Below are 25,734 nucleotides of genomic sequence, written 5' to 3' on the forward strand. Positions count from 1 at the left end.
TGAGTTTACGCCGCCGCCCCCTAATACTGACAGTATGGATACACTGCCCCCTCGGCCCAATCTCAATACATTTGAGCTAGGCTCATTGCGCAACCAATTCTTGATCGCTATGCCCGGCATGAGCGACCCACACTTTGCCCACAGTGTTACCTATATTTGTGAACACAATGCCGATGGCGCTATGGGGCTGATCATCAATCACCCACTGGGGCTAGCATTAAGCGATATCTTTGAGCAGCTAGAATTAACCGAGAACAACCCATCGGGCCACGCTCAAGTATTAGCCGGCGGACCTGTAAGCACAGAACGCGGCTTTGTCTTACACCCCCACACCACACAACAATGGCAATCGACTGCCGAGCTCTCGACCGAAATATGCCTAACCACCTCCGGCGACATCCTTAAGTCTTTAGCCGAAGGCACGGGGCCTGCGCACTACTTGGTGGCTCTGGGGTACGCAGGCTGGGGCGGCGATCAGCTCGAGCAAGAAATAGCTGACAACGCTTGGCTAACGGTACCAGCCAATCCGCAGATTTTATTTCACACCCCCGTCGAACAGCGCTGGTCCGCAGCCGCACGCTACTTGGGCATCGACCTCAACTTAATATCTAGCACCGCCGGCCATGCCTAGCCCCCCCCCAAAACCCATCCAACAAAAACCACAATCTTTATTGTGTTTTGATTACGGCACTAAAAATATTGGGGTCGCCATTGGCCAAACATTAACCGGCAGCGCACGCGCACTTACCCAACTAAAAGCGCGCGATGGCATCCCTAACTGGAATGAGATTGGTAAGCTACTCGACGAGTGGCAGCCAGACTTGGTATTAATAGGATTACCACTTAACATGGACGGCAGCGATAGCGAGCTTTGCCCAAGAGCACGCAAATTTGCCAATCGCATTCACGGCCGCTTTGGCGTACAGATACAAATGGTAGATGAACGACTGAGCAGCTTTGCAGCCAAAGGCGAGCATTTAGCAGGAGGGGGATCTAGGCATTACAAAAATGATCCCGTCGACGCCATCGCCGCCAGAATCATTTTAGAAGATTGGTTAAACGGAAATATGAATAGCTCACTTGATGAATAGCGAAAGCTATTTCGCCATTCATCAAACTTACACGTCAAGGTCAACTAGAACATTCGTCCACGACCAGCACCGGATTCTTCCTCTTCCATTGATAAACCATCGGCGGCATTAGAAAGATACGCCGCATCAGTTTCAGAGCCAAGTTTAATCATCAGGCGCAAATCGTTAGGCGAATCGGCGTGCGACAAGGCATCTTCATAGGTAATCTCACCATTGTCGTACAATGCGTACAACGCCTGATCAAAGGTCTGCATACCCAACTCATTGGACTTCTTCATCAGTTCTTTAAGCTCACTCACATCGCCCTTGCGAATCAGGTCTGACGCCAGCGGGGTGTTGAGCAACACCTCCAAACAAGCGCGCCGGCCTTGACCGTCGGGCGTGGGAATCAGTTGCTGCGCCACAATGCCTTTTAAGTTAAGCGCCAAGTCCATCCACAGCTGGCGATGACGGTCAGCCGGAAAGAAGTGAATTACCCGATCCAGCGCTTGGTTAGCGTTGTTGGCGTGCAAGGTACACAAACATAAATGGCCAGTCTCAGCAAAGGCAATCGCATGCTCCATGGTTTCACGCGAACGAACCTCACCAATCAAAATAACATCCGGAGCCTGACGCAACGTATTTTTTAGCGCGACCTCAAACGAGTCGGTATCAATACCCACCTCGCGCTGGGTGATGATGCACCCCTCGTGCTGATGGATAAATTCAATTGGATCTTCTATCGATATAATATGGCCTTTCGAATTGCGGTTACGGTGCCCAATCATTGCGGCCAGCGAGGTGGACTTACCGGTACCGGTTGCCCCCACAAACATCACCAAGCCACGCTTGGTCATAGCCAACTCTTTAATAATTTCGGGCAAATTCAAATCATCGACGCGAGGAATAATCGTCTCGATACGACGCAACACCATGCCAGCCAAGTTGCGCTGATAAAACGCACTAGCACGAAACCGTCCGATTCCCCGCGCACTGATTGCAAAGTTAAGCTCTTTAGACTCTAAAAACTCTCGGCGCTGCTTATCGTTCATCACCGACAACACCAGCTCCCGCACTTTCTCGGGGGTTAATGCAGTTGCCGTTGCTGGCACCACTTTACCGTGCAATTTGATCGATGGCGGCACGCCGGCAGTTATAAATAAATCCGATGCACCTTTGTCTACCATCAGTTGCAGTAATCGATTGAAATCCATTATGTGAGCCTACGTATCTTTTAAAATTCTTGCCCGGTTGCACGGCAACCGGCGTCTGCGTTTTTTTGCACTTGCAGCTAAACTATAACTCTAGCACTTAAAAATTATCAGGCATTTTGGCTTTTTCACGAGCCACTTCACGACTAATTACACGACGCGCCACCATATCTTCCAAACATTGATCAATGGTCTGCATCCCCATTGATGCACCGGTTTGAATCGCCGAGTACATCTGCGCCACTTTATCTTCGCGAATTAAGTTACGTATTGCCGGTGTGCCACGCATAATCTCATGCGCAGCCACACGACCGCCGCCCACTTTTTTAAGCAGTGTTTGCGATATCACCGCCTGCAGCGACTCCGATAACATCGAACGCACCATTGATTTTTCATTGGCGGGGAATACATCTACCACCCGGTCAATAGTTTTTGCCGCACTGGTGGTGTGCAACGTACCAAACACTAAGTGACCCGTTTCCGCTGCGGTTAGCGCCAGACGAATGGTCTCTAAGTCACGTAGCTCACCCACCAAGATAATATCCGGGTCTTCTCGCAGCGCCGAGCGTAACGCCTCAGAGAAACCGTGTGTATCGCGATGCACCTCTCGCTGGTTCACCAGACACTTTTTACTCTCGTGAACGAATTCGATCGGATCTTCGATGGTTAAGATATGCTCATACTTATTATCGTTAATATAATCGATCATCGCCGCCAGCGTGGTGGACTTACCAGAACCTGTAGGCCCAGTTACCAACACAAGACCGCGGGGTACCGAGCAAATATCGCGAAACACTTGCCCCATACCCAACTCTTCCATGGTTAACACTTTTGATGGAATCGTCCGAAACACCGCACCGGCGCCGCGATTTTGGTTAAACGCGTTAACCCGAAATCGCGCAACGCCCGGCACCTCAAATGAAAAGTCAGTTTCTAGGAACTCCTCAAAGTCCTTACGCTGCTTGTCATTCATGATCTCGTAGATCAAACTGTGCACCTGTTTATGATCCATAGGTGGCAGATTGATACGACGCACGTCACCATCGACGCGTATCATTGGCGGCAAGCCCGCCGAAAGGTGCAAATCCGAAGCGCCCTGCTTGGCGCTAAAGGCGAGAAGCTCCGTGATATCCATACAGCAAAACCCTTAATTTTTTGTCAGTTTAGTCATGCTATTGTGCTGCGAAGGCGCCGTCAAAGGCTAATTTCGCACTTGCCACGATGGCACAGACCCGAGGCCTAGATGCACAAGATAGACGAGAAGCTCGCCAATGTCACCGCCCGCATTGCGCACGCCGCTAAAATTGCTAATCGCAACGCGGCGAGCGTCGCCCTGCTTGCCGTCAGCAAAACTCAACCAGCCCACCGATTACGCGAGGCTTATCAGGCCGGCGTCCGCCGTTTTGGTGAGAACTATCTACAAGAAGCGCTCGAAAAACAAAACGAGCTAAATGACCTAGATGGCATCGAATGGCACTTTATTGGCCCTATCCAATCCAATAAGACCCGCGCCATTGCCGAGCACTTTAGCTGGGCGCACAGTGTCGATAGGCTCAAGATCGCTCAGCGTTTAAATGATCAGCGCCCAACCACACTCGAGCCATTAAACATCTGCTTACAAGTCAACATAGACAACGAGCCCAGTAAATCGGGGGTCACCCTAGCCGAGTTGACCACGCTGGCCGAGGGCGTCGCGCAACTGCCTAATATAGCCCTGCGTGGCCTAATGACCATTCCCGCACCAAACGCTGCGGCAAATGAACACCACCCGAATAGTTTTGCTCGAACTGCCGCTGCGCTTAAACAGCTAAAGCTTGCTCTACCCTGCAGCCCGCTCGACACATTATCCATGGGAATGTCGGCCGATCTTGAACCCGCCATTGCCTCCGGCGCCACCATCGTGCGTATTGGCACCGACATCTTTGGCACCCGACTCACATAACCTGTTAGGAGTATTTGTGAACCACCAGAACATCGTATTTATCGGTGCCGGCAATATGGCCGGCGCTATTATCAATGGCCTGCTAACCAAGGGCTATCCCGATCACGCTATTCGCGCCACCACCCGCACCGCCGACTCGGCCAGCAGCGCCAGCGCGCGCCTTGGTATTCGGGTCGATAGCGACAACCTTGCCGCTATTCAATGGGCCGATGTCGTCGTATTGGCAGTCAAGCCACAAATGCTACAAGCCGTATGCACTGAGATTAAACCTGCGCTAGGCAAACAACTCATTGTCTCTGTCGCCGCAGGCATCAGCTGCAACAGTATTAATCACTGGCTCGGTGGCAGTCACGCGATTATTCGTAGTATGCCCAACACACCATCACAGGTAGGCGTGGGCGCCAGCGGTCTATTTGCCAACCCCCACGTTAACCCTCAGCAACGCGATTTTGCCGAGCAGCTAGCCTGCGCTACCGGTTTGTTTATTTGGGTTGATGATGAGGCTTTGATACACGCCGTAACCGCCGTATCGGGTTCGGGACCGGCCTATTATTTTTTGTTTATGGAGGCAATGATAGAGGCGGGCGTTAAACTTGGATTAACACCCGAATCGGCCCGTGCGCTCACCCTACAAACCGCTCTTGGCGCGGCCACCCTTGCAAGCCAAGCAGATGTCCCGGTAGACGAGCTAAAACGCCGTGTAATGTCACCCGGCGGCACCACCGAACGCGCCATCCATAGCTTTGAAGCCGGAGGCCTGCGCGAACAAGTCAACAAAGCCATGACTGAATGCGCGGCTCGCTCCGAAACACTAGCCCGCGAGCTTGCCGACAAAAATTAAACCTAGACGAGTGCGCTATTAACCGCTACACACAAAAGAAATCGATCAGGCATAATAGCCTTTGCCGCCCATTCATTGCTACGCGCTACTTTTAAAGCATTACGAGGATATCTCATGCAAACTATGGCACAAATGGCCATTTATTTGATTAAAACACTTGGCTCACTGTACCTATTGATTGTGCTACTGCGCTTTTTATTACAACTATCGCGCGCTGACTTTTACAATCCACTATCGCAAGCTATCAGCAAGGCAACTAATCCATTACTACTGCCGTTGCGCAAAGTGATTCCGGGGCTATTTGGGCTCGACATCGCATGTCTAGTGCTCGCATTAATCGTCCAGTGGGTGGTACTGCAACTAATATTAATGATCGCAGGCTACGGTCTTTTTAACCCCCTAATGTTGCTTGCTTGGTCTGTCGTGGGCATTTTAGCGATGCTATCGAGTATCTATTTTTGGGGGATGATCGCCCACATTATTGTCAGCTGGGTTGCTCCCTTTAGCCGAAACCCAGCGCTAATACTGCTGCGTCAGCTTATCGAGCCAGTCATGGCGCCATTTCGTAAAGTAATCCCGCCATTAGGACCGATCGACATTTCGCCTATATTTCTTATGCTAACACTCAACCTTATAAACCAATTTGTGATCCCCGCTATTGCGCAACTACTCGGTGCACCGCACGGCCTTATGATCGGCTATTAAAACCCCTCATAACCACCAAAGCCCCGACTGTCGCCCTGAAACATGTAATTACTGGCGATAGTCGGGGTTTTGCGCTTTAATAACCCTGCCTTTTTATAACTAAACTTTACGTATAACCTATACTGACAGGCAAAACGGACGAGAAACGGCAGGCGCACTATGGATATAAAAGCACTCCACCGCCAGATGGCACAATATAACGCATGGAAACAGCAGCTAGACCGACGCCTTGAAGCGTTTACCTGCTGGAGCGACAAACATAAACTGGTGACCCGAGACGCTCTGCGCTCACTGGAGCGCGCCCGTGCACTTTTAAAAGGTGAGCATTTTACTCTCGCCTGTGTCGGTGAGTTTTCCCGCGGCAAAACCGAGCTGATTAACGCTCTGCTTTATGTCGACGGCCAACCGCGTCTGCTACCCTCCGAAGCGGGGCGCACTACTATGTGCCCCACCGAGATCTTCTTTGATCCGGCTCAACCAGCCAACTGTGTGCGTTTGCTGCCCATCGAAACCCGTCGCAGTGCAGCAAGCTTGCAAAGCTTTAAACGCATTCCGCAAAACTGGTTCACAATGGCGTTTGACGGCAACGATCCAGACTCTATGGCCGAAGCCATTTCTCAGGTGTCCGCCAGCAAGCAGGTAAGTCGCGCCGAGGCCATTAAACTTGGCTTTAACGCCGCCGACTTAGAACCCGATGCCGACACCGGACTGGTGCAGGTGCCCACTTGGCGCCATGCGTTAATCAACCTCAAACACCCGTTGCTGCAAGAGGGACTGCGAATTGTAGATACCCCTGGGCTTAACGCTTTAGGTAACGAGCCCGAGCTAACCTTAAAAACCCTACCTGATGCACAGGCGATCTTATTTATCTTAGCCGCCGATAGCGGTGTAAGTGCCAGTGATATGGAGATTTGGCGCAACCATATTGCCGGCCTGCGCGATGACAATTGCACCGCTGTCTTGGCTCTGCTGAATAAAATAGATACCTTGTGGGACGAACTAACCCCACCCGGCCAGGTGGCAGCCAACATCGAGGCGGTACGCATCCAAACTGCACGCCAACTGCAACTGGCGCCCGAGCACGTACTGCCATTATCCGCTAAGCAAGCGTTAGTCGCCAAAACCTGCAAACGCAGTAGCGCCTTACTGCGCAGTAACTTTCCACAGCTCGAGCAACGCTTAGCCGAATGTATTATTCGCTCGCAACAACAAATCATCGGCCACCGAGTCGTAAGCAATAGCTTAGAAATGGTCGTGAGCACCTACAACAGCCTCAGCCGTCGTATCGATGAGTCCGAGCAAGAGCTGCGCACTCTACATACCACCGATGACCACGAGCTAGAACAAGTGCTAAACAAACAGCGCGAAAAAATCCGCGTATCTCATCACCGTTACCACAAACAAGCGTTATCGCTGCGTACAAGCCAACGCATGCTCGACAACCAGCGCACCTCTTTACTTGCCCCCATCGCTCCGGCGAATTTTAAGCGGATCATCGAGGAGACTAATCAGTCGCTAGAGCAAAGCTGGACAACCGTAGGTCTGTCGCGTGCCATCAGTGGTTTTTTTGATGATGTCGACACCAGCATTAACCACCTACTGCGAGAAATAGAACGAGCCAATCAGGTTATGACTTCTATCTACGAGCGCCCTGAATACGGCCTAGACTCAAGCTCTCTGGCCAGCCAACACCAGCTCAATATAACCCGTCAACGGCGTCAGCTGCGCAATCTACAACAAAATGCCGACAGCTTTAGACGCTCACTTAACAGTGTGCTGACCAGTAAAAAAGTACTGATAAAACGTTTTGTCGGCACCCTAGTGAAAGAGGTCAAAAACCTTTTTGACGGCCTCAACCAAAGTATTGATCACTGGTTAGCCGAAGCTTTAACACCGCTAACTCATCACAATCAGTATCAAAAGCAGTTACTTGAGCATCACATGCTGCGCTTAGGAGAGCTGCGCAGTAAAAGCCATACCCGCAGTGAGCAGTTACATACCTTAGAGGCCAGTCTGAAACAGCTTAACCTTGCTCGCACCGACTTGGCGCCACTGTTTACCGAGATCACTACAACACCGCGACAGGTGATTCCCGAGAGCGCCGATATCGTCTCATTGCAGTCAGCCCGCGAGGCTCAGACCATCTGAACCCTTGCAGGCGTGGCGGCACAACTTTAGACTTGCGCCTTTGCCGCTAAAATCGGCTCTGTGAGACAACAAGCGTCATGACTACACCTTTACCACCGGAATCGGTGGGCTTGGTTACGCCCCGCACCGCGTTACTGCAACAGCCTTTAACGCTTGCGTGCGGCCGTACTCTGGATAATTACGAGCTAGTCTACGAAACCTACGGTACGTTAAACGCCGAGGGCAGCAACGCCGTGCTTATCTGTCACGCACTGTCGGGCGATCATCACGCCGCCGGCTACCATACCGAATCCGACCGCAAGCCCGGCTGGTGGAACCACTATATTGGGCCCGGCAAAGCCATCGATACCAACCGCTTTTACGTAGTGAGCCTAAACAACTTAGGCGGCTGCTCAGGCTCTACTGGACCAAGCTCTATTGAACCCGAAACAGGCAGCCCTTGGGGGGCAAGATTCCCCACGCTGCGGGTACGCGACTGGGTTCACGCGCAAGCACGCCTTGCCGACCACCTCGGCATTAACCAATGGGCTGCTGTTGTGGGCGGCAGCTTAGGTGGCATGCAAGCGATGCGCTGGGCGCTGGAATACCCCAACCGAATCCGTCACTGTATTGTGATTGCCTCGGCACTCAAACTGAGCGCGCAAAACATCGCCTTTAATGAGACCGCGCGCCAAGCCATTATGAGTGACCCAAACTTTTTTGAGGGCGACTACCTCGCTCACGACACTTACCCCAAAAGCGGTTTAGCAGTGGCGCGAATGATCGGCCATATCACTTATTTGTCCGATCATGTAATGGGCGAAAAATTTGGCCGTGACCTTAGGAGCGGCAGCTTTGAGCAAGGCTTAAATGATTTGGTGGAGTTCCAGGTTGAAAGCTATCTGCGCTATCAAGGCGACACATTCTCTGACAAATTCGATGCCAACACCTACATTTTAATGACCCGTGCGCTGGATTATTTTGATTTGGCCCGCGAGTACAATGACGATCCGGCCGAGGCATTTCGTCGTGCCCAGTGTGGTTTTTATGTGGCCTCGTTTAGCACCGACTGGCGCTTTCCGGTCGAGCGCTCGCGCGAAATAGTTGACGCCCTCATCGCTGCAGACAAATCGGTCAGCTACGCTGAGATCGACTCACCTTACGGCCATGACGCATTTTTATTACCCAACGAACACTACGAGCAAACCTTTCGCCAGTACATGGCCCGCATAACCACGGAGTAATCATGCGCATCGACTTTAACCACCTACAACAGTGGATTGGCGAAGGCAGCCGGGTACTCGATTTAGGCTGCGGCGACGGCACTTTGCTGAAATACCTAAGGGATAGCAAACAAGTTAATGGTTACGGGCTGGAAATCGATCCGGGCCAAATTGAGGCTTGTATCGGACTCGGCGTCAATGTCATCAATCAAAATCTCGACCGCGGTTTAGGCAACTTTGCCGATAAGAGCTTTGACACAGTACTCATGACTCAAGCATTGCAAACCATGTATTTTCCGCACAAAGTGTTAGATGAAATGTTGCGGGTCGGCAAAGAGTGCATTATTACCTTCCCTAATTTTGGCCACTACAAGGCGCGCTTTCACTTAGCGTTTCGCGGCCGGATGCCGGTGTCGGACTTACTGCCCTACGAATGGTACAACACACCCAATATTCACTTCTGTACCTTCAAAGATTTTGAAGTGCTGTGCCATGAAAAGCATATCAACGTGCTCAACCGCCAAGTCGTTAACGAGCGCACCAGTCAATTTTTGGGCAACCTTAATCCCAACCTATTTGGCGAAACTGCCATTTATCATCTAAGTAAATAATCGTCGCTCCGGAGCGTTATTATGTCTTTGTTTAAAAGCCTGTCCCGCCGCCTAGTAGCCATAAGCTTACTGCTGACAAGCGCCTCAAGTGTTGCCATTGACATCCCCGATGCCACAGTGCTCGACAATGACTTTCGCGAACAACGCTTTGGCGACTACACCGTGCATTTCAGCACCTTTAACAGCGCCTTCATTACCCCCGAGGTAGCCGAGATATACGGTATTACGCGCGCCCGCAACCAAACACTGATCAACCTTAGCGTTACTAAAACCTCGGGCGACAAAACCAGCCTTGGTCTTCCCGCCAAGCTCAGCGGCACCGCCAGCAACTTATTACAGCAGCAGAGCGTATTAGATTTTGCCGAGATCAACGAAGGCGATGCAACTTACTACCTCGCCCCCCTTAAACACAGCAATGAAGAAGTCTACAACTTTAAGATTCAGGTAACCGTAGCCGACACAGCCCCCATGACGGTATCCTTCAGTCGCAAGCTCTACCAGAAAAAGGCCCAATAACCGTGTCAGCAGCCCATCAATCCATCAGCAAAGTCGTACTTGCCAGCTCCAATCCCGGCAAGCTTAAAGAGTTTCAACAACTGCTCGCCGGCGCCGGCCTCGATGTGCGCCCGCAGTCAGAGTTTCAGGTGACCGACGCCGATGAAACCGGCTTAAGCTTTGTCGAAAACGCCATTATTAAAGCCCGCAACGCTTGCGAGGCAACAGGCCTACCCGCACTCGCGGACGATTCTGGTATTGAAGTAGACGCCCTCAACGGTGCACCCGGTATTTACTCGGCACGCTTTTCTGGCGCCGGCGCCAGCAACGAAAGCAACAACCAGAAATTGCTACAAGAATTACAAAACACGCCCGAAGCCGAGCGCACCGCACGTTATCAGTGCGTGCTGGTGTACATGCGCCACGCGACGGACCCAACCCCGATTATTTGCCAAGGCAGCTGGGAAGGCCGGATTTTAACCGCACCCGCGGGCACTGGCGGCTTTGGTTACGACCCACTATTTTACGTACCCACCCACAACTGTGCCGCTGCCGAGCTTAGCAAAGAACAGAAGGCCCGTATCAGCCACCGCGCAGTAGCGCTACAACAGCTCCTGCAAGCGTTGTTATAGCTCACTAAGCCTAGCCGCCATATTGCGGCGCTAGGCATTTATATCCGCTTAAAAATCCCCTCCCAAAAAATCATACGGCAATAAAATACTTGCAACCACGCTTACAAATGTTAATAATTCGCATCATCATTAACATTTATACTAAGGCTAATTACCGTGATTTCACCTAATACTCGCCGCTTCGCTTTATTCAGTTTAAGCGCATTAACGACTACCGCTTACGCCGAACACAACTCCGGTGCGATCGAAGAAATGGTCATTACCGCATCTGGTTTTGAGCAAAAGATAACAGACGCACCGGCCAGTATTTCTTTGATTGATCAGGGCGAAATCATCGCCAGGCCCCATACCAACCTGCTAGACATGCTGAAGTATCAAGAAGGTATTGATATTGGTACCTCACGCGATAAGACCGGCCAAGGCAGCGTCAGCATGCGTGGCTTAACGGGTGAATACACGCTGTACCTTATTAACGGCAAGCGCCAAAATAACCACGGCGACATCTACCCTAACAACTTTGGCGGTAATGCCTTTGGCCATATGCCACCGGCTGAGGCAATCGAGCGTATCGAAGTGATCCGTGGGCCGGCCTCAACCCTTTATGGCGCCGACGCCTTGGGTGGCGTTATTAACATTATTACCAAAGACACCCCAGACCGTTGGTTTGGCACCGTTAACCTAGCTAGCACCTTTCAAGAGAACAGCGATTTTGGCGGCAGTATGCAAGGTGACTTTTACGCGGCTGGCCCACTTATTGACGACACTCTGTCGCTCGGCATACGCGGTAGTCACCACGAGAGCGATGCATCTTCACCACAATTTGAGCCTGCCACCGACCCCAACGGCACCGTTCATTACCGCAGCTTAGGCTTTGGCAGCGGCGGCCGAACCGTCGACAGCGAGACTCAAGAGTTTGGTGTAAGCCTGAGCTACACCCCCAATCAAGACAACACTATTCAGCTAGACTACGACTACTCAACCCAGGTGTACGACAACACGCCGTTTGCCAACCCCGACACCGGCGAACTGTCATACCCCTTAGGCACAAAAGACAACATTGAAGCCCTGTGGCAAGACAAAAGCGGCCAAGTAAACCCCCGCGCCGGTTACGCCGCAGACCAAGAGTTTAATCGTGAGTGGTGGTCACTAAGCCACGATGCCAAATGGGGTTTTGGCACCAGCCATGTAGCACTGTCTTATGTTGACACCGCCAACGCTGGCCGCACCTTACCGCTCTCTGTGGCTGAGCGCCTACATCTGCAAGAGATGTACGATGGCACTGGCGACTACGCCGGCATGAGCGAGGAAGAGCGACGTACACTGGCCGAGAGTACCTTTTTGCCTCGCCCCGATCGTCCACTCGACAGCCGTCAGTACACCCTTGATGCGCGCGTCGATATCCCGCTAGAAGCGATGGGTAAACACATGCTTGTCATCGGCGGCCAGGCCATTGATGGCGAACTTGAAGACGGCGTATTCGGCCTCGAGAGCGGCAACCCTGGTGGTGTTCAAGAGCAAAAAATGTATTCGCTGTTTGTTGAGGACAGCTGGACCATGACCGAGCCTTTTACGTTAACCGCAGGTATTCGTTTTGACGAGCACGATGTGTTTGGCGGCCAGACCTCACCGCGGCTTTACGGGGTTTACACCATTAGCGACCACTGGACGCTAAAAGGCGGTATCTCTACCGGCTATAAAACGCCAAAAACCACCGACTTATATGACGGCATTACCGGCTTTGGTGGCCAAGGCACCTCACCCTTTGCAGGCAACCCCGAGCTTGAGCCAGAGACCAGTGTAAACAACGAGATTGCCCTGTACTGGACAGGTGACTATGGCCACAACATCAACATCACTTACTTCAACACCCAGTTTGATGACAAAATCGCCAGCGGCGATACCATTTATAGCTGTGAGACCACCGGCGGCGTGCGCCCTTGTGTAAACCTCGGGGACTACGACCAACTGGGCTACGATACCTACAGCCAAAAAATCAATATCGACGAAGTCAGCATTCAGGGTATCGAACTGGCCGGTCGTTATATCATTAGCGATGCTTGGTCACTAAACGCCAACTACACCTGGACCGACAGCGAGCAATTAAGTGGCGCTGACGAAGGCCAGCCGCTCACTAATACCGCCGAGCACATGGCTAACGCCTCGCTGGACTGGGCCATTTTGGGCAATTTAACCATGTCGCTGCAGACAGAAATGCGCTCCGATCGCTACCGCAGCTGGGACACCGTCCTCGATAAACCGCTCTACTACAAGAGCTACGAGATCGTTAACCTCGGTTTAACCTATAACGTCACCGAAAACATTACGCTGTTTGGTCGTGTTAACAATCTGCTGGATGAAGACTTCACATCTTATCAAACCGACTACGTCGACTTGGATAACAACGGCACCTACAGCCTCGATGACGATGAAGTGATTTTTACCGATGACTACAACGTAAAAGACGCCGGTCGCAATTTTTGGGTAAGTGTTCGTATTAACTTTTAACGGCACCACTGGTATCGCTGGCAGCCACTGTGCTGCCGGCGATCACCCTGCCCGCGTATTAACCGGCAAGCGGACTGTGGCATAATGCGCGGCCACTTCAAAACCCGTGCCCGCTATGCTCTGCTTGCCACCTCTATCGCTGTACATTCATATCCCCTGGTGCGTACGCAAGTGCCCCTATTGCGACTTTAACTCTCACCAAAGCGACACTGAGCTGCCCGAAACTGAGTACATAGACGCACTCATACAAGACTTAAACGCCGACGCCGAGCTAGCCCAGGGCCGTAAACTCACCAGCATATTCTTTGGCGGCGGCACCCCCAGCTTGTTTTCGGCACACTCCATTGGTCGGATATTGGATCACGCCGAACAGCGCATCGGTTTTGAGCCCGATATTGAAATTACCCTTGAGGCCAACCCCGGCACCTTTGAGCAGGCGCGCTTTACCGATTACCGCCGTGCTGGGGTCAACCGGTTATCGATTGGCATTCAGAGCTTTGCCGACGATCAGCTCATCGCATTGGGACGTATTCACGACAGCAAAGCCGCGCTAAAAGCAGTCGACACGGCTCGGCGCGCAGGATTTGATAATCTCAATTTAGATTTAATGCACGGTTTGCCCGGCCAGAGCTTAAACGCGGCCATGGCCGACCTCGACACCGCACTTGGATTTAACCCCGAGCACTTAAGCTGGTATCAGCTCACCATCGAGCCCAACACCGTCTTTTACAGCGCACCGCCGACGCTGCCCATCGAAGACACCCTGGCCGATATTCAAGACGCAGGTCACGAGCGTTTAACCACCGCCGGCTTTGATCGCTATGAAGTATCGGCCTACGCACGCGGGCCACAAGCGCGCCATAACCTAAACTACTGGCAGTTTGGCGATTATTTAGGCATCGGTGCCGGCGCCCACAGCAAAATCACCCAGCCTCAGCAAAGCTTAATCTTCCGCCAGTGGAAAACCCGCCAACCCGAGCGCTACCTAAGCGCAGCCAACTCGCCGGCACGCTTTACCAACCCTTACATCGCCGGCCGTGAAGAGTTGACCCACGCCATGTTACCGCTAGAATTTTTGCTGAACGCCCTGCGCCTTACTGATGGCTGCCCCAGCGACTACTTTACTCACCGCACAGGACTGACCACCGAGGCACTCGAACCTCAATGGCAACAACTGCTAGAGCGAGCACTGGTAAACCCACGCCAGCCAAATATCGCCGCCACCGCCTTGGGGCAACGATTTTTAAACGATGTGTTAGGCGCCTTTAGTGAATAAATTTTTATATCCTATACAGCGCTTTCTACGCCAGCTGCTACACTTAAAACAATTGTCACTTAGGTCAGGCTAGAAACCTTTAAATGCTGCCATTTACCCGCTACGCCCGCGACAACCCTATCGCCACGCGCTTGCTGGGGCTGATTATTCTATGCAGCTCCCTCATTACCCTCATTGCTATTGTCTTACAGTTGTATGCTAACTTTAACGACGACGTCTCGGCGCTAGAAAAACGTCTCGATCAGGTCCGAGTCAGTACTCTTGCCAGCATGACCAAGAGCCTTTGGGGGTTCGACCAAGAACAGCTAAAGATTCAAACAAACAGCGTATTAGACGTTGCCGACGTCGTAAAGGTGCAGGTCGATTGGCGGGATTGGAACAACGAGCCGCAAACATTAATTGCACGCAAACCCAACATACAAGAAGACGCCATTAGCGACAGTCCTGCGCGCTTTTTAGTGAAGCAATACGACTTAATCTATCAAGATGAATCCACCTCTGCACAATACTTAGGTCAGCTAACCATCACCGCTACGCTCACCTCTATTTACGACAAACTGTGGCAGCGCGCCTTGTTTATCGCTTTTATTCAGGGCACCAAAACCCTGTTAGTCTCGCTGCTAATTTTATGGTTAATACACACTCTACTCACTCGTCACATCGACACCATTGCGCGCTACGCTCGGCAAGTAAACCTCAACAAGCTCTCCACTCCACTGACGCTTAATCGTCGCCTAAATCACGCCTCCCCCGATGAATTAGACAACGTCACTAACGCCATTAACCATATGCGTGAAACCCTGCAAGAGGATATTAAAAAGCGTCACAGTATCGAGTTGGCACTGTTAAACGAAAAAGAAGAAAAGCTCGAAACTCGTCGCCAAAAGCTCGCTGCCGAAGAGGCCAGTCGCGCCAAAAGCCAGTTTCTAGCCACCATGAGCCATGAAATTCGCACCCCCATGAATGGCGTCATTGGCATGCTTGATATGCTGCGCGACACCCAGCTCGACGACAATCAACGCCACTATGTCGATGTCATCCATCGCTCTGGTGAAAACTTACTGGATATCATCAACGACATCCTCGATTACTCTAAAATCGAAGCGGGCAAGATGCAGCTGGAAGTTGTCGAGTTTGACCTAGGACTGGTTGTCGACGACGCCATTACCTTGTTTGGCGCTGTCGCGAACAAACATCATATTGAGCTGTACGGCTATATCGAGCCCACAGTACAGACCTTCTTAAGGGGTGACCCTACCCGCCTGCGGCAAATACTTATTAACCTAATCGGTAACGCTTTTAAATTTACCAGCAGCGGCTCTATTGTGTTGCACGTTAGCACCGCTCGCGACAGCAGCAGTGTCACACCGATAATAAAATTCGCGATCAAAGATACCGGTATCGGTATTAGCAAAAATTCCCAAGCCGTCTTATTTGACGCATTCCGCCAAGCCGACACCACCACAACCCGGCATTACGGGGGCACAGGCTTAGGGCTGGCAATATGCAAAAGCTTAACCGAGCTTATGCACGGCGATCTGGGCGTCGACAGCAAAGTCGGGCAGGGCTCAACCTTCTGGTTTACCGCCCGCTTTGCGCCATCGACTAAAATTACTTTGGCAAAAAATAGCAACGAACCAACACCTCTGGCAGGCAAGCGCCTACTACTGGTCGATCACAGCGAACCATTGGCCGAACTCGTCGCTAAACTTTGCAGTACCTGGCAAATACAACTGGTACACGCCACGAACGCCAGCGGCGCTATCGATGCTCTTCACGCCGAGGGAGCATTTGATCTCATCGTTCTGTGTCAACAACTACCAGTGATGTCGGGGTTACACCTTAGCGATTGGATTCGTCGCGAGGCCAAGCTCGCCGAGGTGCCCATTATTCTTCTGAGCGGTTCAGATGATCCACTCGCCACCGACGAGTTAACACGACTTAATATTCATGCAACACTGCGTAAACCCCTGCTGCCCCGTCAGCTATATCGCACACTCTTTACAGCCTGTGGGCTAACTCCACCGAACCATAATAACGACACAACCGCGCTGGTTGCACACCGCTCTTTGGCACACTTACAAGTCCTTGTTGCCGAGGACAATGCCGTCAACCGTATGGTCATAAAAGGTTTACTCGGCAAGCTCGGAGTCGTGCCAATCATTACCGAAAACGGCCGCGAGGCACTCCGTGCCGTACAGCGCAGCGCCAAGCCCTTTGACTTAATCTTAATGGATTGCGAAATGCCCGATATGGATGGCTTTGAAGCCACCCGTGCAATTCGCCTTTACGAGCAAGCCGAATCACACACAGCAGCTACCATTGTCGCGCTGACCGCCCACGCGCTAGAGGAGCATCGCGAGGCGGTGTTTGCCAGCGGTATGGATCATTTTTTATGCAAGCCCATCTCACTCAAAAGCCTCACCAAGGCACTCGATAAACTAGGTCTAGCCCCCGACTCACCTAACACTTTGGCCAAAATCAAATCTTAATCCCATACAGCCCAATATGATCACATATAGCCCTGTTAAGCATCCGCGCCGAGAATCAAACCGCCATCACAAGAGTACCCACATTAAGCTTAGCAATCGCCTTTATAGCTTTTTTCTCCTTGCCCAGACGTTAGCCAATCTTTATTATGATTGCCTGATGAAACGCACTGCGTGGGCCTATTTATCCTAACTTACGGTCTTTAAATCACGGCTCACGCCCCCATATAGCGATACAGGGTCCCCCACAGTATTGCTAATTAAATACCCTCAACCGGGTTTGGAGATTATTTGACTATGAGTAACGACACTATAATCCACGTTACCGACGATTCATTTGACGCCGACGTTCTGCAATCAGACGTTCCTGTACTGGTCGACTTTTGGGCAGCCTGGTGTGGCCCATGCAAAATGATCGCTCCGGTACTCGACGAGCTGGCCGACCAATACGCCGGCAAGATAAAAATTGCCAAAGTAGACGTAGATGCCAACAAAGAGATTCCTGCTAAATTTGGGATTCGCGGCATTCCAACATTGATTATTTTCAAAGGCGGCAATGCTGAGTCCACCAAAGTAGGGGCACTATCACGCAGCCAATTGGTAGAGTTTATCGATTCTGCGGTGTAGTTTGCTTTTTGGCCGCAGGATAATCTGCGGCCAAATTAATTTTTTGCACTCACCGTTTTTTACCGCTATACTCCAAACCACCTGTTACAGCTCATTTAAGTCCTGCCCGACATCAGCGTTTATTTATTCATCAGATCTTAATATACAGATCTCGGGCAATGCCGACCCCTACAACTATCTCCGACTTTCAGACGTTAGTTCTGTAGCTTATCCGCAAGACTGAATGATGAATAACAGATTTTTGACTGACAGTGTATGCGATACAACAACTACAACGCATTCTCTGCCCGACGCACAAGAAGCATGTAACGTCGCTAAGCAACGCAGTCTGCCGCTTGAATTCAACGCCATTCGGCACGAACCCCCTGCAGACAACAAACCTACTAACCTAAGTCCAACTGTATGAACCTTACCGATTTAAAAGCAAAATCCATTGAAGAGTTGATCGATCTCGCCCGCGAGACAGGTCAAGAAAACCTCGCGCGATCGCGCAAACAAGATATTATTTTTAATATCCTGAAGCGTCACGCCAAAAGTGGCGAAGACATCTACGGCGACGGGGTACTAGAAATTCTGCAAGACGGCTTTGGCTTTTTGCGTTCGGCCGACAGTTCGTACCTGGCAGGCCCAGACGACATCTACGTCTCGCCAAGCCAAATTCGTCGCTTTAATTTGCGCACCGGTGACACCATTGCCGGTAAAATTCGCCCCCCAAAAGAGGGCGAACGCTACTTTGCCCTGCTCAAGGTTAACGAAATTAATTTCGACAAACCCGAGAGCTCACGCAATAAAATTTTATTTGAAAACTTAACGCCGTTGTTTCCCAATGAGCGTTTGCTGCTAGAGTCCGGCAACGGCTCGACCGAAGATTTAACCGGCCGCATCATTGACTTAACTTCCCCCATCGGTAAAGGCCAGCGCGGCTTGATTGTCGCCCCGCCCAAAGCCGGTAAGACCATCATGATGCAGTGCATCGCTCAGGCCATCACTCGCAACAACCCCGAGTGTCACCTGATTGTTTTGCTGATTGATGAGCGTCCAGAGGAAGTGACCGAGATGCAGCGCTCGGTGCGCGGCGAAGTAGTCGCCTCCACCTTTGATGAGCCGCCGGCACGTCACGTACAAGTGGCCGAGATGGTTATCGAACGCGCCAAGCGTTTGGTAGAGCACAAAAAAGACGTCATCATCCTGCTCGACTCCATCACCCGCCTAGCTCGCGCCTATAACACTGTCATTCCATCATCCGGTAAAGTTCTCACCGGTGGTGTTGATGCTCACGCCCTAGAACGCCCCAAGCGCTTCTTTGGTGCCGCACGTAATATCGAAGAGGGTGGCAGCTTATCGATCATCGCCACCGCCTTGGTGGATACCGGCTCTAAAATGGATGAAGTTATCTACGAGGAGTTTAAAGGCACCGGTAACCTTGAGCTGCACCTTGATCGTAAAATTGCCGAGAAGCGTATCTATCCAGCTATTAACGTGCGCCGCTCTGGCACTCGCCGCGAAGAACTCCTAATGAAAGAAGATGAGCTGCAACGCGCTTGGATTTTGCGTCGCCTGCTTAACGATATGGAAGACGTCGCCGCTACCGAATTTTTAGTCGACAAACTCAAAGACTTTAAAACCAATGACGAATTCTTCCTGTCCATGAAACGGAAGTAATCGATCGGGTAACGGTTAAGCAAAAACGGGGGACAATAATTGTCCCCCGTTTTTGCTTAACCGCGACTCACACCGTCACTCGCACTGTGGAATCACCATGAAATACAACGATCTTCGCGACTTCATTCAACAGCTTGAGGCCCGTGGCGAACTAAAGCGCATCAGTGCCGAGATCGATCCCAACCTTGAAATGACTGAAATCTGCGACCGCACCCTGCGCGCCGGCGGCCCAGCATTGCTATTTGAAAACCCCAAAGGTTACAACATACCGGTCTTAGGAAACTTGTTCGGCACCCCCGAGCGAGTGGCGTTAGGCATGGGAGAAGAGTCCGTTGCAGCGCTGCGCGATGTAGGTAAGCTATTGGCTTTTTTAAAAGAGCCGGAACCACCCAAAGGGCTAAAAGAGGCTTGGCAAACTCTACCGATTTTTAAACAAGTGCTTAACATGGCACCCAAAATACTCAAGAAGGCGCCTTGCCAAGAAGTGATATTAGAAGGCGAGGCAGTCGACCTAGACCTCCTTCCCATCCAAACTTGCTGGCCCGGCGATGCCGCCCCACTGGTAACCTGGCCTCTAGTGATCACTCGCGGCCCACTTAAAGAGCGACAAAACCTTGGCATCTACCGGATGCAAAAAATCGCTAAAAATCGGCTCATTATGCGCTGGTTGAGTCACCGTGGCGGAGCTTTGGATTTTCGTGACTGGCAGCTCCAACACCCCGGTGAACCCTTTCCCGTAGCCGTTGCCCTAGGCGCCGATCCGGCCACTATTTTAGGAGCCGTTACTCCCGTGCCCGACAGCTTAAGCGAGTACGCTTTTGCCGGACTGCTGCGTGGCAGCAAAACCGAGGTGGTAAAAGCCGGCAGTAACGAGCTGCAAGTGCCCGCTTCGGCAGAATTTATTTTAGAGGGCCACATAGCCCCCGACGATATGGCACCCGAGGGCCCCTACGGCGATCACACCGGTTACTATAACGAAGTAGACTCCTTCCCGGTGTTTACCGTTACCCGCATTACTCACCGCAAAGATCCCATCTACCACAGCACTTACACCGGCCGCCCACCGGATGAACCCGCGGTATTAGGCGTGGCGTTAAATGAAGTGTTTATTCCGCTACTGCAAAAACAGTTTCCCGAGATCGTGGATTTTTACTTGCCACCCGAGGGCTGCTCGTATCGCTTAGCCGTGGTCACCATCAAAAAACAATACCCCGGTCACGCCAAGCGAGTGATGATGGGTGTTTGGTCTTTTTTACGTCAGTTTATGTACACCAAGTTTGTCATCGTCACCGACGACGACATCAACGCCCGCGACTGGAAAGATGTCATCTGGGCGATCACCACTCGCATGGACCCGTCACGCGACACCACGCTTATTGAAAACACTCCCATCGACTATCTCGACTTCGCCTCACCGGTGTCTGGGCTTGGCTCCAAAATGGGTATGGATGCCACCAACAAATGGCCCGGCGAGACCAACCGTGAGTGGGGCGAGCCCATTGTGATGGACGCCGCCGTCAAAACGCGCATCGATGAGTTATGGGCTTCACTCGGCATTGACGATTAACCCCGCCACCTCAAAGTAAATAATTGCTAAGCTCACAACTGGCTATTGTCAGTTGTGACGTCGCCGTTTATGGTGAGATTGGCATTAAACTAACGTGCGCCGGCGTGGTATCCACTCAGCCGTCGCCGTACACAGAGCCCATAACCATTAGAATGACCCATAACAATAGCGGACCAAACTATGCGTAATCTCACAGCCCGACTGGCACTTTTAGCCAGCCTTAGCCTCGCCGCGCTACCCGCGCTGGCGGAACAATTTAGCGTCTTACTGTTTACCAAAACCGCCGGTTGGCACCACAAGTCCATCAACGCTGGGGTAACTGCCATGGAAGCAATGGCCGTACGCCACCACTTTAGCCTCGACTGGCATGAAATGGCTGACGTTTTCGCCGACGATAAACTACAAAAATATGACGCCATCGTATTTTTAAACACTACCGCCAATATCCTTAACGATGAACAACAAGCCGCTATGGAACGCTTTATTCAATCGGGTAAGGGCTTTGTCGGCATTCACTCTGCCTCGGATACCGAATATGACTGGGACTGGTACACCAAGATGGTGGGCCGCACCTTCCACATTCATCCGACTATTCAAACCGCCGAGATAGATGTACTGGACCGACAATTTCCGGGTGTTGAACGAATGCCCGACACCTTTTTGTGGACCGACGAATTTTACGAATTTGGCGCCGAGCGTATTAAAGGGTTAAATTACATTCTCGCTATCGATGAAACCACTTACGATCCAGTCGCCGACTGGGGCCGTGTCGCCGGCAAAGGAATGGGCGACTTTCACCCCATTGCTTGGTACCACGAATACGATGGTGGACGCGCGTTTTATACCGGCCTTGGCCACGTGCCATCCACTTTCAGCGATAAAATGTTTTTAGAGCATATTTATGGTGGCTTATATTGGGCCGCTACCGGTAAAGGTATGCGCAACTAGCAGCGTCTGCACTTGCCATCAGGTGTTTAAAAAGCCCGCATTTGTGGGCTTTTTAATAAACAAGTGTGGCACAAGCAATCCCTTTAGCACCCTCTCACAGAAGCTCAACAATCACTCGCCATAACGCAAAAACTGCAGCCGCACCGATATATCTGATGGCACTTTTGTCTCTCTAGACTCCATAGCTACGTTTTATAAACACACAAGAATTAACTTTAACTGTAATATCGAGCTAATCGCTTTATTCCATCGAGTACCACCGGAACATTAAATGCACTGATCAGCCAACAACCTTACACTTGACCTGAATGGCACAACAACCGAACAACAAGGATCTACATTTGGCCAAGTCACCCTTTACCACCATGATTAAATGGCAAAGCATTATTATCGTCATTGCGTTAATAATGCTGCAACTATTGCCTCAGCCTATCTCTTGGTTCGGCAACTTGGGGCTAGCCGCTTGGCTTGGGGGGATCGCTTTAGCGCTCTTATCCTACGGCTTACTCATGCTGATCAATCGCTACAACCAAGCCATGCAGCGCTTCACTGTCACCACAATGGGATCTGTCCGACCGCTATTTACTCCGCTAGCGCTTTGGCAATTAACTCTAATCTCTGTACTGGCGGGGATTGGTGAGGAGCTGCTGTTTCGAGTCTTTTTACAACCGCTTATCAGCAGTTACAGTAACGCCTGGATTGGCATTGGATTAACCTCATTGAGCTTTGCCTTACTGCACTTTATGTCGTGGTTGTATTTTATTTTGACACTGATAATTGGGCTACTGTTAGGCGTAGGGTACTATCTGAGTCAGAGCCTTATTTTTGTTATGGTTTGGCACGGGGTGTACGACTTAATTGCTCTTTGGGTGCTTGTTCACGCACCTCAGTTATTGGGACTGCAACAAACAAGCTCGACGCCTCACCAACAAAAATTTAAGGTGTAAAAAAAACAGCCAACCAAATAGACGGCTCGGAGGCAAGAGTGCCGGCAACTCGGTGGCGAGTGCCAGCAGGAATAAAGACATAATCACCCGGCGCCAGTGCTTGCTCGGAACCATCGCCCCACTGCAAGATAGCCCCACCACTGAGTAAAATCACCCATTCGTGTTCGTGTTGTTGATACCAAAAATCCGCCTCACTCGCGTGCCCGCAAGACACTATACGTTCGATGCGTACAGCGGCACCACTGCATAATATTTGCGTGAGCTCATTTGGCAGCTCCGCAGGAATATCCGCCATAAGATTCAATGGCGTAGGATTTTGACCGGTTCCCTCGCAGGCACTCAAAGGCTAGCGATACCGGTTTTAGCTGGGGCTGTGGTCGCGCACTCTAAACGTGGTTTGCTCGATAGCGCTAACGATGTTGCGCGCTGCGCACTAAACTCTAACCCCTCACGGTACAACGCATTACTCGCCTCTATTTCACCAAGCTGTTGCAATAGTCTTGCCTGTAACTCGTAAACCTCTGCGGTAGGCGCAATAACAAGGCTCGCTCTAAAATAATCTCGAGCTTGGCCCCACAAACTATTACGTAAACTCAGTTTCCCCAAAGTACACAGTAAAACAGCATCGGCATCATGCTGAGCCAACCAAGCATTAGCCATTTTGATTTGTGCATCGATGTTAGCGCCATTCAGCTCACCGTAAAGTGCCACCCAATCGCTACGCCACTCGCCTTTTAGCGCAGCAACTAAACGCGGCTCGGCCTCTTTATCGCAGCCTAAATGATGTAGCTCAAGAGCATAAACAGCAATTAGATTAGGTTCTTTTTGCAAACGTTTACCCATGCGCTGCCACACTGCATCCAACTCGGCTCGAGCATCATTTACTGCTACTTTTGGCTTGCGTGCAGCTCGAGTACTGATGGCAAGTTGACGCTCGTAAACCACAACTTCTAGTTCACGAATAGCATCTTCTGGACGAATTTTTAATTTTCGTAACGTGCCCAACAGCTGCTCTAGCGCATCAATATCATTCAGTGCTAAATAGACCTCGGCCAACAAATCGAGCACCACTGGATGCTCGGGGGCCGTGCGCTTAATTCGATTAAGTGTTGCTAAACACTGCTCGTAACTTTGGCTACCCAACTGCATGCGCGCCTGCGTTAAGGCTACCGCCAGCTCACTGCTGCCCCGTGAGCGCTCAGCTTTATGCAGTAAATCTAATGCGCCAGAGAAATCTTTTAGCTCGTAGGCGCAGCGTGCAGCGGCCAAGTAATTAACCTGTGGACTAATAGACTTGCCAGCACTGCGCAGTAAATTTTTACGGGCGGTAGACCAGTCACCCTCAATAAAACTCACCAACGCCGCCATAGTTTTAGACTGTGAGCGCGGTGAAAATTTACTCTCACGGGTAAAGAACTTGCCCGCACGACGGCCAGTATTGATTAAGCGCAAGACCAACCAAACCGTAAAAAAAGCGATTAGCCATAAAACAATACCCGTCCAAACACTCATCTCTATCGTTTTATTGCCGTAGGCGATCAAGACATAACCACCGTCATAACGCATTAGCTGAAATAGCGCTGCGCCGGCAACCATAACCAGTAATAAAATAACTAGACGTTTTTTCATGGCGTGCCACCCGCCTCAATTCTGTGCAGTTTTTGGATATACGCCTGTAGTTGGCCCAACGCTTGGTTAATATCGGGCAGCTCGACCACCACAGGCTCTTGTTGTAACTGCGCCAGCTCTTCAAGAATAAGTTTCGAGCGGTTGTTTTGCTCAAAATACTCAGCAATCCACTGCTGTGATCGCTCTAAGCTCTGGTGATAAATTCGGGGTTGCTCACGCAACAATCCGAGCTGAGCTTGCTCTAACATCAAGCGCAAATTTTGCGTTAAAAAATAACGCTGCTCGGGTGGTAATAATGGCGCAACCTCTTGCTCCCGATCTCGCACCCGAACATAGCTACTCATGGTACTTAAGGCGCGACCAAAACTGGCTTTAACTTTTGCCCAGACACCTTGCGCCACAGGTTCAGAAGTTACAGTATTATCGGGGCCAAGGGCTTCGCGCTGATAACTGTGCAATTGCTTCAGCTGGGCTACTTGTTCTGTTAACGATTGTAAGCGAGCGTATAAACCTTCACGGTCTACCGGCTGTACCATTTTTAATTCGGTTAGCTCACGTGCCAATGTCTGGCGCACGCCAAACAAATCTGGGTCATTTTGATCGCGCAGAATCGTGTCAGCGGCCTGGGTTAATGCGATTGCCTCGGAGCTGTTGTGCTCAATAAGCATTCGCTGGCTTGCAAGACGCAATAGAAAAGCCGCCTCGGCTAACTTCCAATCATCTCGCGAGGTGTCACTTAACGCTTGCAAGCGACGCTCCATAGCGGCCTGCTGTTGCCCTAAACTGTTAAGTTGCGAAGTATCGGCACGCTCGGCTTGCAGTTGCGCGAATCGCTTATCTTGCTGCCCTAGACGATTCTTAAGAGTGTTAATTTCACGGTTAAGCGCGGTTGGATCGAACGACGCTACGGCGGGTGCATCGTTAGCGGGCACATTATTTTCCAACAGCGCCAATTGTTGCCACATTTGCCAGCCAAACCATCCGCCAGCGCCACCCAACACAACAATCAATAGCAAACAAAATACCGCCAGTCCCGAACGACGCGGTGCCTTTAAGTTTGGCTTAACCTTAGCCGTCGAGGAGGCCTCTTCGGTCGCCGTGGTGTTTGAGTCGAGTGCCGCCTCAGCACTGCTAGCAGGCTCAGCATCACCCACTACTGGGAGCTTATCGTTGTTTTGCGAATGATCTTGCGCCATGAACTTCTCCTAGGATAACTCGTGCTCGTCT

At 51.2% G+C, this 25,734-nt stretch carries 23 protein-coding genes; 18 read left to right on the forward strand and 5 right to left on the reverse strand.

Features of this window, described 5'->3' with window-relative positions; genetic code table 11:
* The first annotated feature begins 34 nt into the window (after positions 1–34).
* Both GILYN3_RS09665 and ruvX read left to right on the forward strand, forming a co-directional pair.
* The gene (locus GILYN3_RS09665; RefSeq protein ID WP_049723898.1) at positions 35–631 is read left to right on the forward strand and encodes a YqgE/AlgH family protein; all 597 of its coding nucleotides are present in this window, start codon (positions 35–37) and stop codon (positions 629–631) included.
* Entirely contained in the window at positions 624–1,091 is a 468-nt protein-coding gene (ruvX, locus tag GILYN3_RS09670; RefSeq protein ID WP_049722791.1) for a Holliday junction resolvase RuvX, read from the forward strand. Before GILYN3_RS09665 ends, ruvX begins: the two co-directional genes overlap by 8 nt.
* Before the next feature lie 44 nt (positions 1,092–1,135).
* On the opposite strand, the gene GILYN3_RS09675 is transcribed toward ruvX, so the two are convergent.
* Entirely contained in the window at positions 1,136–2,284 is a 1,149-nt protein-coding gene (locus GILYN3_RS09675) for a PilT/PilU family type 4a pilus ATPase (protein WP_049722792.1), read from the reverse strand.
* A 97-nt stretch (positions 2,285–2,381) separates the two neighbouring features.
* Positions 2,382–3,416, reverse strand: a complete 1,035-nt coding sequence (locus GILYN3_RS09680) for a type IV pilus twitching motility protein PilT (RefSeq protein WP_049722793.1) — start codon at positions 3,414–3,416, stop codon at positions 2,382–2,384.
* Between the two features lie 108 nt (positions 3,417–3,524).
* Between GILYN3_RS09680 and GILYN3_RS09685 the strand changes: the two genes are divergently transcribed.
* The 16 genes from GILYN3_RS09685 to GILYN3_RS09760 all read left to right on the forward strand — a co-directional run bounded on the left by GILYN3_RS09685 (position 3,525) and on the right by GILYN3_RS09760 (position 22,878).
* Complete coding sequence (locus GILYN3_RS09685) at positions 3,525–4,223, forward strand: YggS family pyridoxal phosphate-dependent enzyme (protein ID WP_049722794.1); 699 nt, start codon at positions 3,525–3,527, stop codon at positions 4,221–4,223.
* A gap of 16 nt (positions 4,224–4,239) precedes the next feature.
* Positions 4,240–5,064, forward strand: a complete 825-nt coding sequence (gene proC / locus GILYN3_RS09690; RefSeq protein WP_084005332.1) for a pyrroline-5-carboxylate reductase — start codon at positions 4,240–4,242, stop codon at positions 5,062–5,064.
* Positions 5,065–5,178: 114 nt separating this feature from the next.
* A complete protein-coding gene (locus tag GILYN3_RS09695) occupies positions 5,179–5,769 on the forward strand; it encodes a YggT family protein (RefSeq protein ID WP_049722795.1) in 591 nt (196 codons plus the stop codon).
* Between the two features lie 159 nt (positions 5,770–5,928).
* Positions 5,929–7,917 carry a dynamin family protein gene (locus GILYN3_RS09700; RefSeq protein WP_049722796.1) on the forward strand — a complete coding sequence of 663 codons (1,989 nt, stop codon included), beginning with the start codon at positions 5,929–5,931 and terminating at the stop codon, positions 7,915–7,917.
* Positions 7,918–7,994: 77 nt separating this feature from the next.
* A complete protein-coding gene (gene metX / locus GILYN3_RS09705) occupies positions 7,995–9,140 on the forward strand; it encodes a homoserine O-succinyltransferase MetX (protein WP_049722797.1) in 1,146 nt (381 codons plus the stop codon).
* 2 nt (positions 9,141–9,142) lie between these two features.
* Complete coding sequence (gene metW / locus GILYN3_RS09710; protein WP_049722798.1) at positions 9,143–9,730, forward strand: methionine biosynthesis protein MetW; 588 nt, start codon at positions 9,143–9,145, stop codon at positions 9,728–9,730.
* A gap of 21 nt (positions 9,731–9,751) precedes the next feature.
* A complete protein-coding gene (locus GILYN3_RS09715) occupies positions 9,752–10,246 on the forward strand; it encodes a DUF4426 domain-containing protein (RefSeq protein WP_049722799.1) in 495 nt (164 codons plus the stop codon).
* 23 nt (positions 10,247–10,269) lie between these two features.
* Positions 10,270–10,857, forward strand: coding sequence for an RdgB/HAM1 family non-canonical purine NTP pyrophosphatase (gene rdgB / locus GILYN3_RS09720; RefSeq protein WP_049723900.1), 588 nt, complete (start codon positions 10,270–10,272; stop codon positions 10,855–10,857).
* A 156-nt stretch (positions 10,858–11,013) separates the two neighbouring features.
* Complete coding sequence (locus GILYN3_RS09725; RefSeq protein WP_232305560.1) at positions 11,014–13,362, forward strand: TonB-dependent receptor domain-containing protein; 2,349 nt, start codon at positions 11,014–11,016, stop codon at positions 13,360–13,362.
* Positions 13,363–13,477: 115 nt separating this feature from the next.
* A complete protein-coding gene (hemW, locus tag GILYN3_RS09730; RefSeq protein ID WP_049722800.1) occupies positions 13,478–14,638 on the forward strand; it encodes a radical SAM family heme chaperone HemW in 1,161 nt (386 codons plus the stop codon).
* Positions 14,639–14,721: 83 nt separating this feature from the next.
* Positions 14,722–17,130 (forward strand): response regulator, encoded by a 2,409-nt coding sequence (locus GILYN3_RS09735; protein WP_049722801.1) that lies wholly within the window; start codon positions 14,722–14,724, stop codon positions 17,128–17,130.
* A 294-nt stretch (positions 17,131–17,424) separates the two neighbouring features.
* Entirely contained in the window at positions 17,425–17,754 is a 330-nt protein-coding gene (gene trxA / locus GILYN3_RS09740; RefSeq protein ID WP_049722802.1) for a thioredoxin TrxA, read from the forward strand.
* A gap of 402 nt (positions 17,755–18,156) precedes the next feature.
* Entirely contained in the window at positions 18,157–19,416 is a 1,260-nt protein-coding gene (gene rho / locus GILYN3_RS09745; RefSeq protein ID WP_049722803.1) for a transcription termination factor Rho, read from the forward strand.
* 97 nt (positions 19,417–19,513) lie between these two features.
* Positions 19,514–20,983, forward strand: coding sequence for a 4-hydroxy-3-polyprenylbenzoate decarboxylase (ubiD, locus tag GILYN3_RS09750; RefSeq protein WP_049722804.1), 1,470 nt, complete (start codon positions 19,514–19,516; stop codon positions 20,981–20,983).
* Between the two features lie 180 nt (positions 20,984–21,163).
* Complete coding sequence (locus tag GILYN3_RS09755) at positions 21,164–21,931, forward strand: ThuA domain-containing protein (protein WP_049722805.1); 768 nt, start codon at positions 21,164–21,166, stop codon at positions 21,929–21,931.
* Positions 21,932–22,272: 341 nt separating this feature from the next.
* Entirely contained in the window at positions 22,273–22,878 is a 606-nt protein-coding gene (locus tag GILYN3_RS09760) for a CPBP family intramembrane glutamic endopeptidase (RefSeq protein WP_049722806.1), read from the forward strand.
* Here the strand turns inward: GILYN3_RS09760 and GILYN3_RS09765 are convergent.
* The 3 genes from GILYN3_RS09765 to GILYN3_RS09775 are packed head-to-tail and all read right to left on the reverse strand — an operon-like array spanning position 22,868 to position 25,703.
* Positions 22,868–23,221 (reverse strand): cupin domain-containing protein, encoded by a 354-nt coding sequence (locus GILYN3_RS09765; protein ID WP_232305561.1) that lies wholly within the window; start codon positions 23,219–23,221, stop codon positions 22,868–22,870. The two genes, GILYN3_RS09760 and GILYN3_RS09765, sit on opposite strands and share 11 nt — an antisense overlap.
* Positions 23,218–24,507 (reverse strand): heme biosynthesis HemY N-terminal domain-containing protein, encoded by a 1,290-nt coding sequence (locus GILYN3_RS09770; RefSeq protein ID WP_049722807.1) that lies wholly within the window; start codon positions 24,505–24,507, stop codon positions 23,218–23,220. The genes GILYN3_RS09765 and GILYN3_RS09770 overlap by 4 nt, the downstream gene beginning before the upstream one ends.
* The gene (locus GILYN3_RS09775; protein ID WP_049722808.1) at positions 24,504–25,703 is read right to left on the reverse strand and encodes a uroporphyrinogen-III C-methyltransferase; all 1,200 of its coding nucleotides are present in this window, start codon (positions 25,701–25,703) and stop codon (positions 24,504–24,506) included. The genes GILYN3_RS09770 and GILYN3_RS09775 overlap by 4 nt, the downstream gene beginning before the upstream one ends.
* Between the last annotated feature and the right edge of the window lie 31 nt (positions 25,704–25,734).

Source organism: Gilvimarinus polysaccharolyticus (genome assembly GCF_001187555.1).
In the GTDB taxonomy this organism is placed as follows: domain Bacteria; phylum Pseudomonadota; class Gammaproteobacteria; order Pseudomonadales; family Cellvibrionaceae; genus Gilvimarinus; species Gilvimarinus polysaccharolyticus.

Bases quoted from the DNA above. Each gene is read 5' to 3' on its own strand.
- GILYN3_RS09770 (WP_049722807.1), bottom strand. From the start codon at position 24,507: ATGAAAAAACGTCTAGTTATTTTATTACTGGTTATGGTTGCCGGCGCA.
- ruvX (WP_049722791.1), top strand. From the start codon at position 624: ATGCCTAGCCCCCCCCCAAAACCCATCCAACAAAAACCACAATCTTTA.
- metW (WP_049722798.1), top strand. From the start codon at position 9,143: ATGCGCATCGACTTTAACCACCTACAACAGTGGATTGGCGAAGGCAGC.
- GILYN3_RS09775 (WP_049722808.1), bottom strand. From the start codon at position 25,703: ATGGCGCAAGATCATTCGCAAAACAACGATAAGCTCCCAGTAGTGGGT.
- GILYN3_RS09675 (WP_049722792.1), bottom strand. From the start codon at position 2,284: ATGGATTTCAATCGATTACTGCAACTGATGGTAGACAAAGGTGCATCG.
- ubiD (WP_049722804.1), top strand. From the start codon at position 19,514: ATGAAATACAACGATCTTCGCGACTTCATTCAACAGCTTGAGGCCCGT.
- GILYN3_RS09685 (WP_049722794.1), top strand. From the start codon at position 3,525: ATGCACAAGATAGACGAGAAGCTCGCCAATGTCACCGCCCGCATTGCG.
- GILYN3_RS09700 (WP_049722796.1), top strand. From the start codon at position 5,929: ATGGATATAAAAGCACTCCACCGCCAGATGGCACAATATAACGCATGG.
- GILYN3_RS09695 (WP_049722795.1), top strand. From the start codon at position 5,179: ATGCAAACTATGGCACAAATGGCCATTTATTTGATTAAAACACTTGGC.
- GILYN3_RS09680 (WP_049722793.1), bottom strand. From the start codon at position 3,416: ATGGATATCACGGAGCTTCTCGCCTTTAGCGCCAAGCAGGGCGCTTCG.
- GILYN3_RS09715 (WP_049722799.1), top strand. From the start codon at position 9,752: ATGTCTTTGTTTAAAAGCCTGTCCCGCCGCCTAGTAGCCATAAGCTTA.
- rho (WP_049722803.1), top strand. From the start codon at position 18,157: ATGAACCTTACCGATTTAAAAGCAAAATCCATTGAAGAGTTGATCGAT.
- metX (WP_049722797.1), top strand. From the start codon at position 7,995: ATGACTACACCTTTACCACCGGAATCGGTGGGCTTGGTTACGCCCCGC.
- trxA (WP_049722802.1), top strand. From the start codon at position 17,425: ATGAGTAACGACACTATAATCCACGTTACCGACGATTCATTTGACGCC.
- GILYN3_RS09735 (WP_049722801.1), top strand. From the start codon at position 14,722: ATGCTGCCATTTACCCGCTACGCCCGCGACAACCCTATCGCCACGCGC.
- GILYN3_RS09665 (WP_049723898.1), top strand. From the start codon at position 35: ATGGATACACTGCCCCCTCGGCCCAATCTCAATACATTTGAGCTAGGC.
- hemW (WP_049722800.1), top strand. From the start codon at position 13,478: ATGCTCTGCTTGCCACCTCTATCGCTGTACATTCATATCCCCTGGTGC.
- GILYN3_RS09755 (WP_049722805.1), top strand. From the start codon at position 21,164: ATGCGTAATCTCACAGCCCGACTGGCACTTTTAGCCAGCCTTAGCCTC.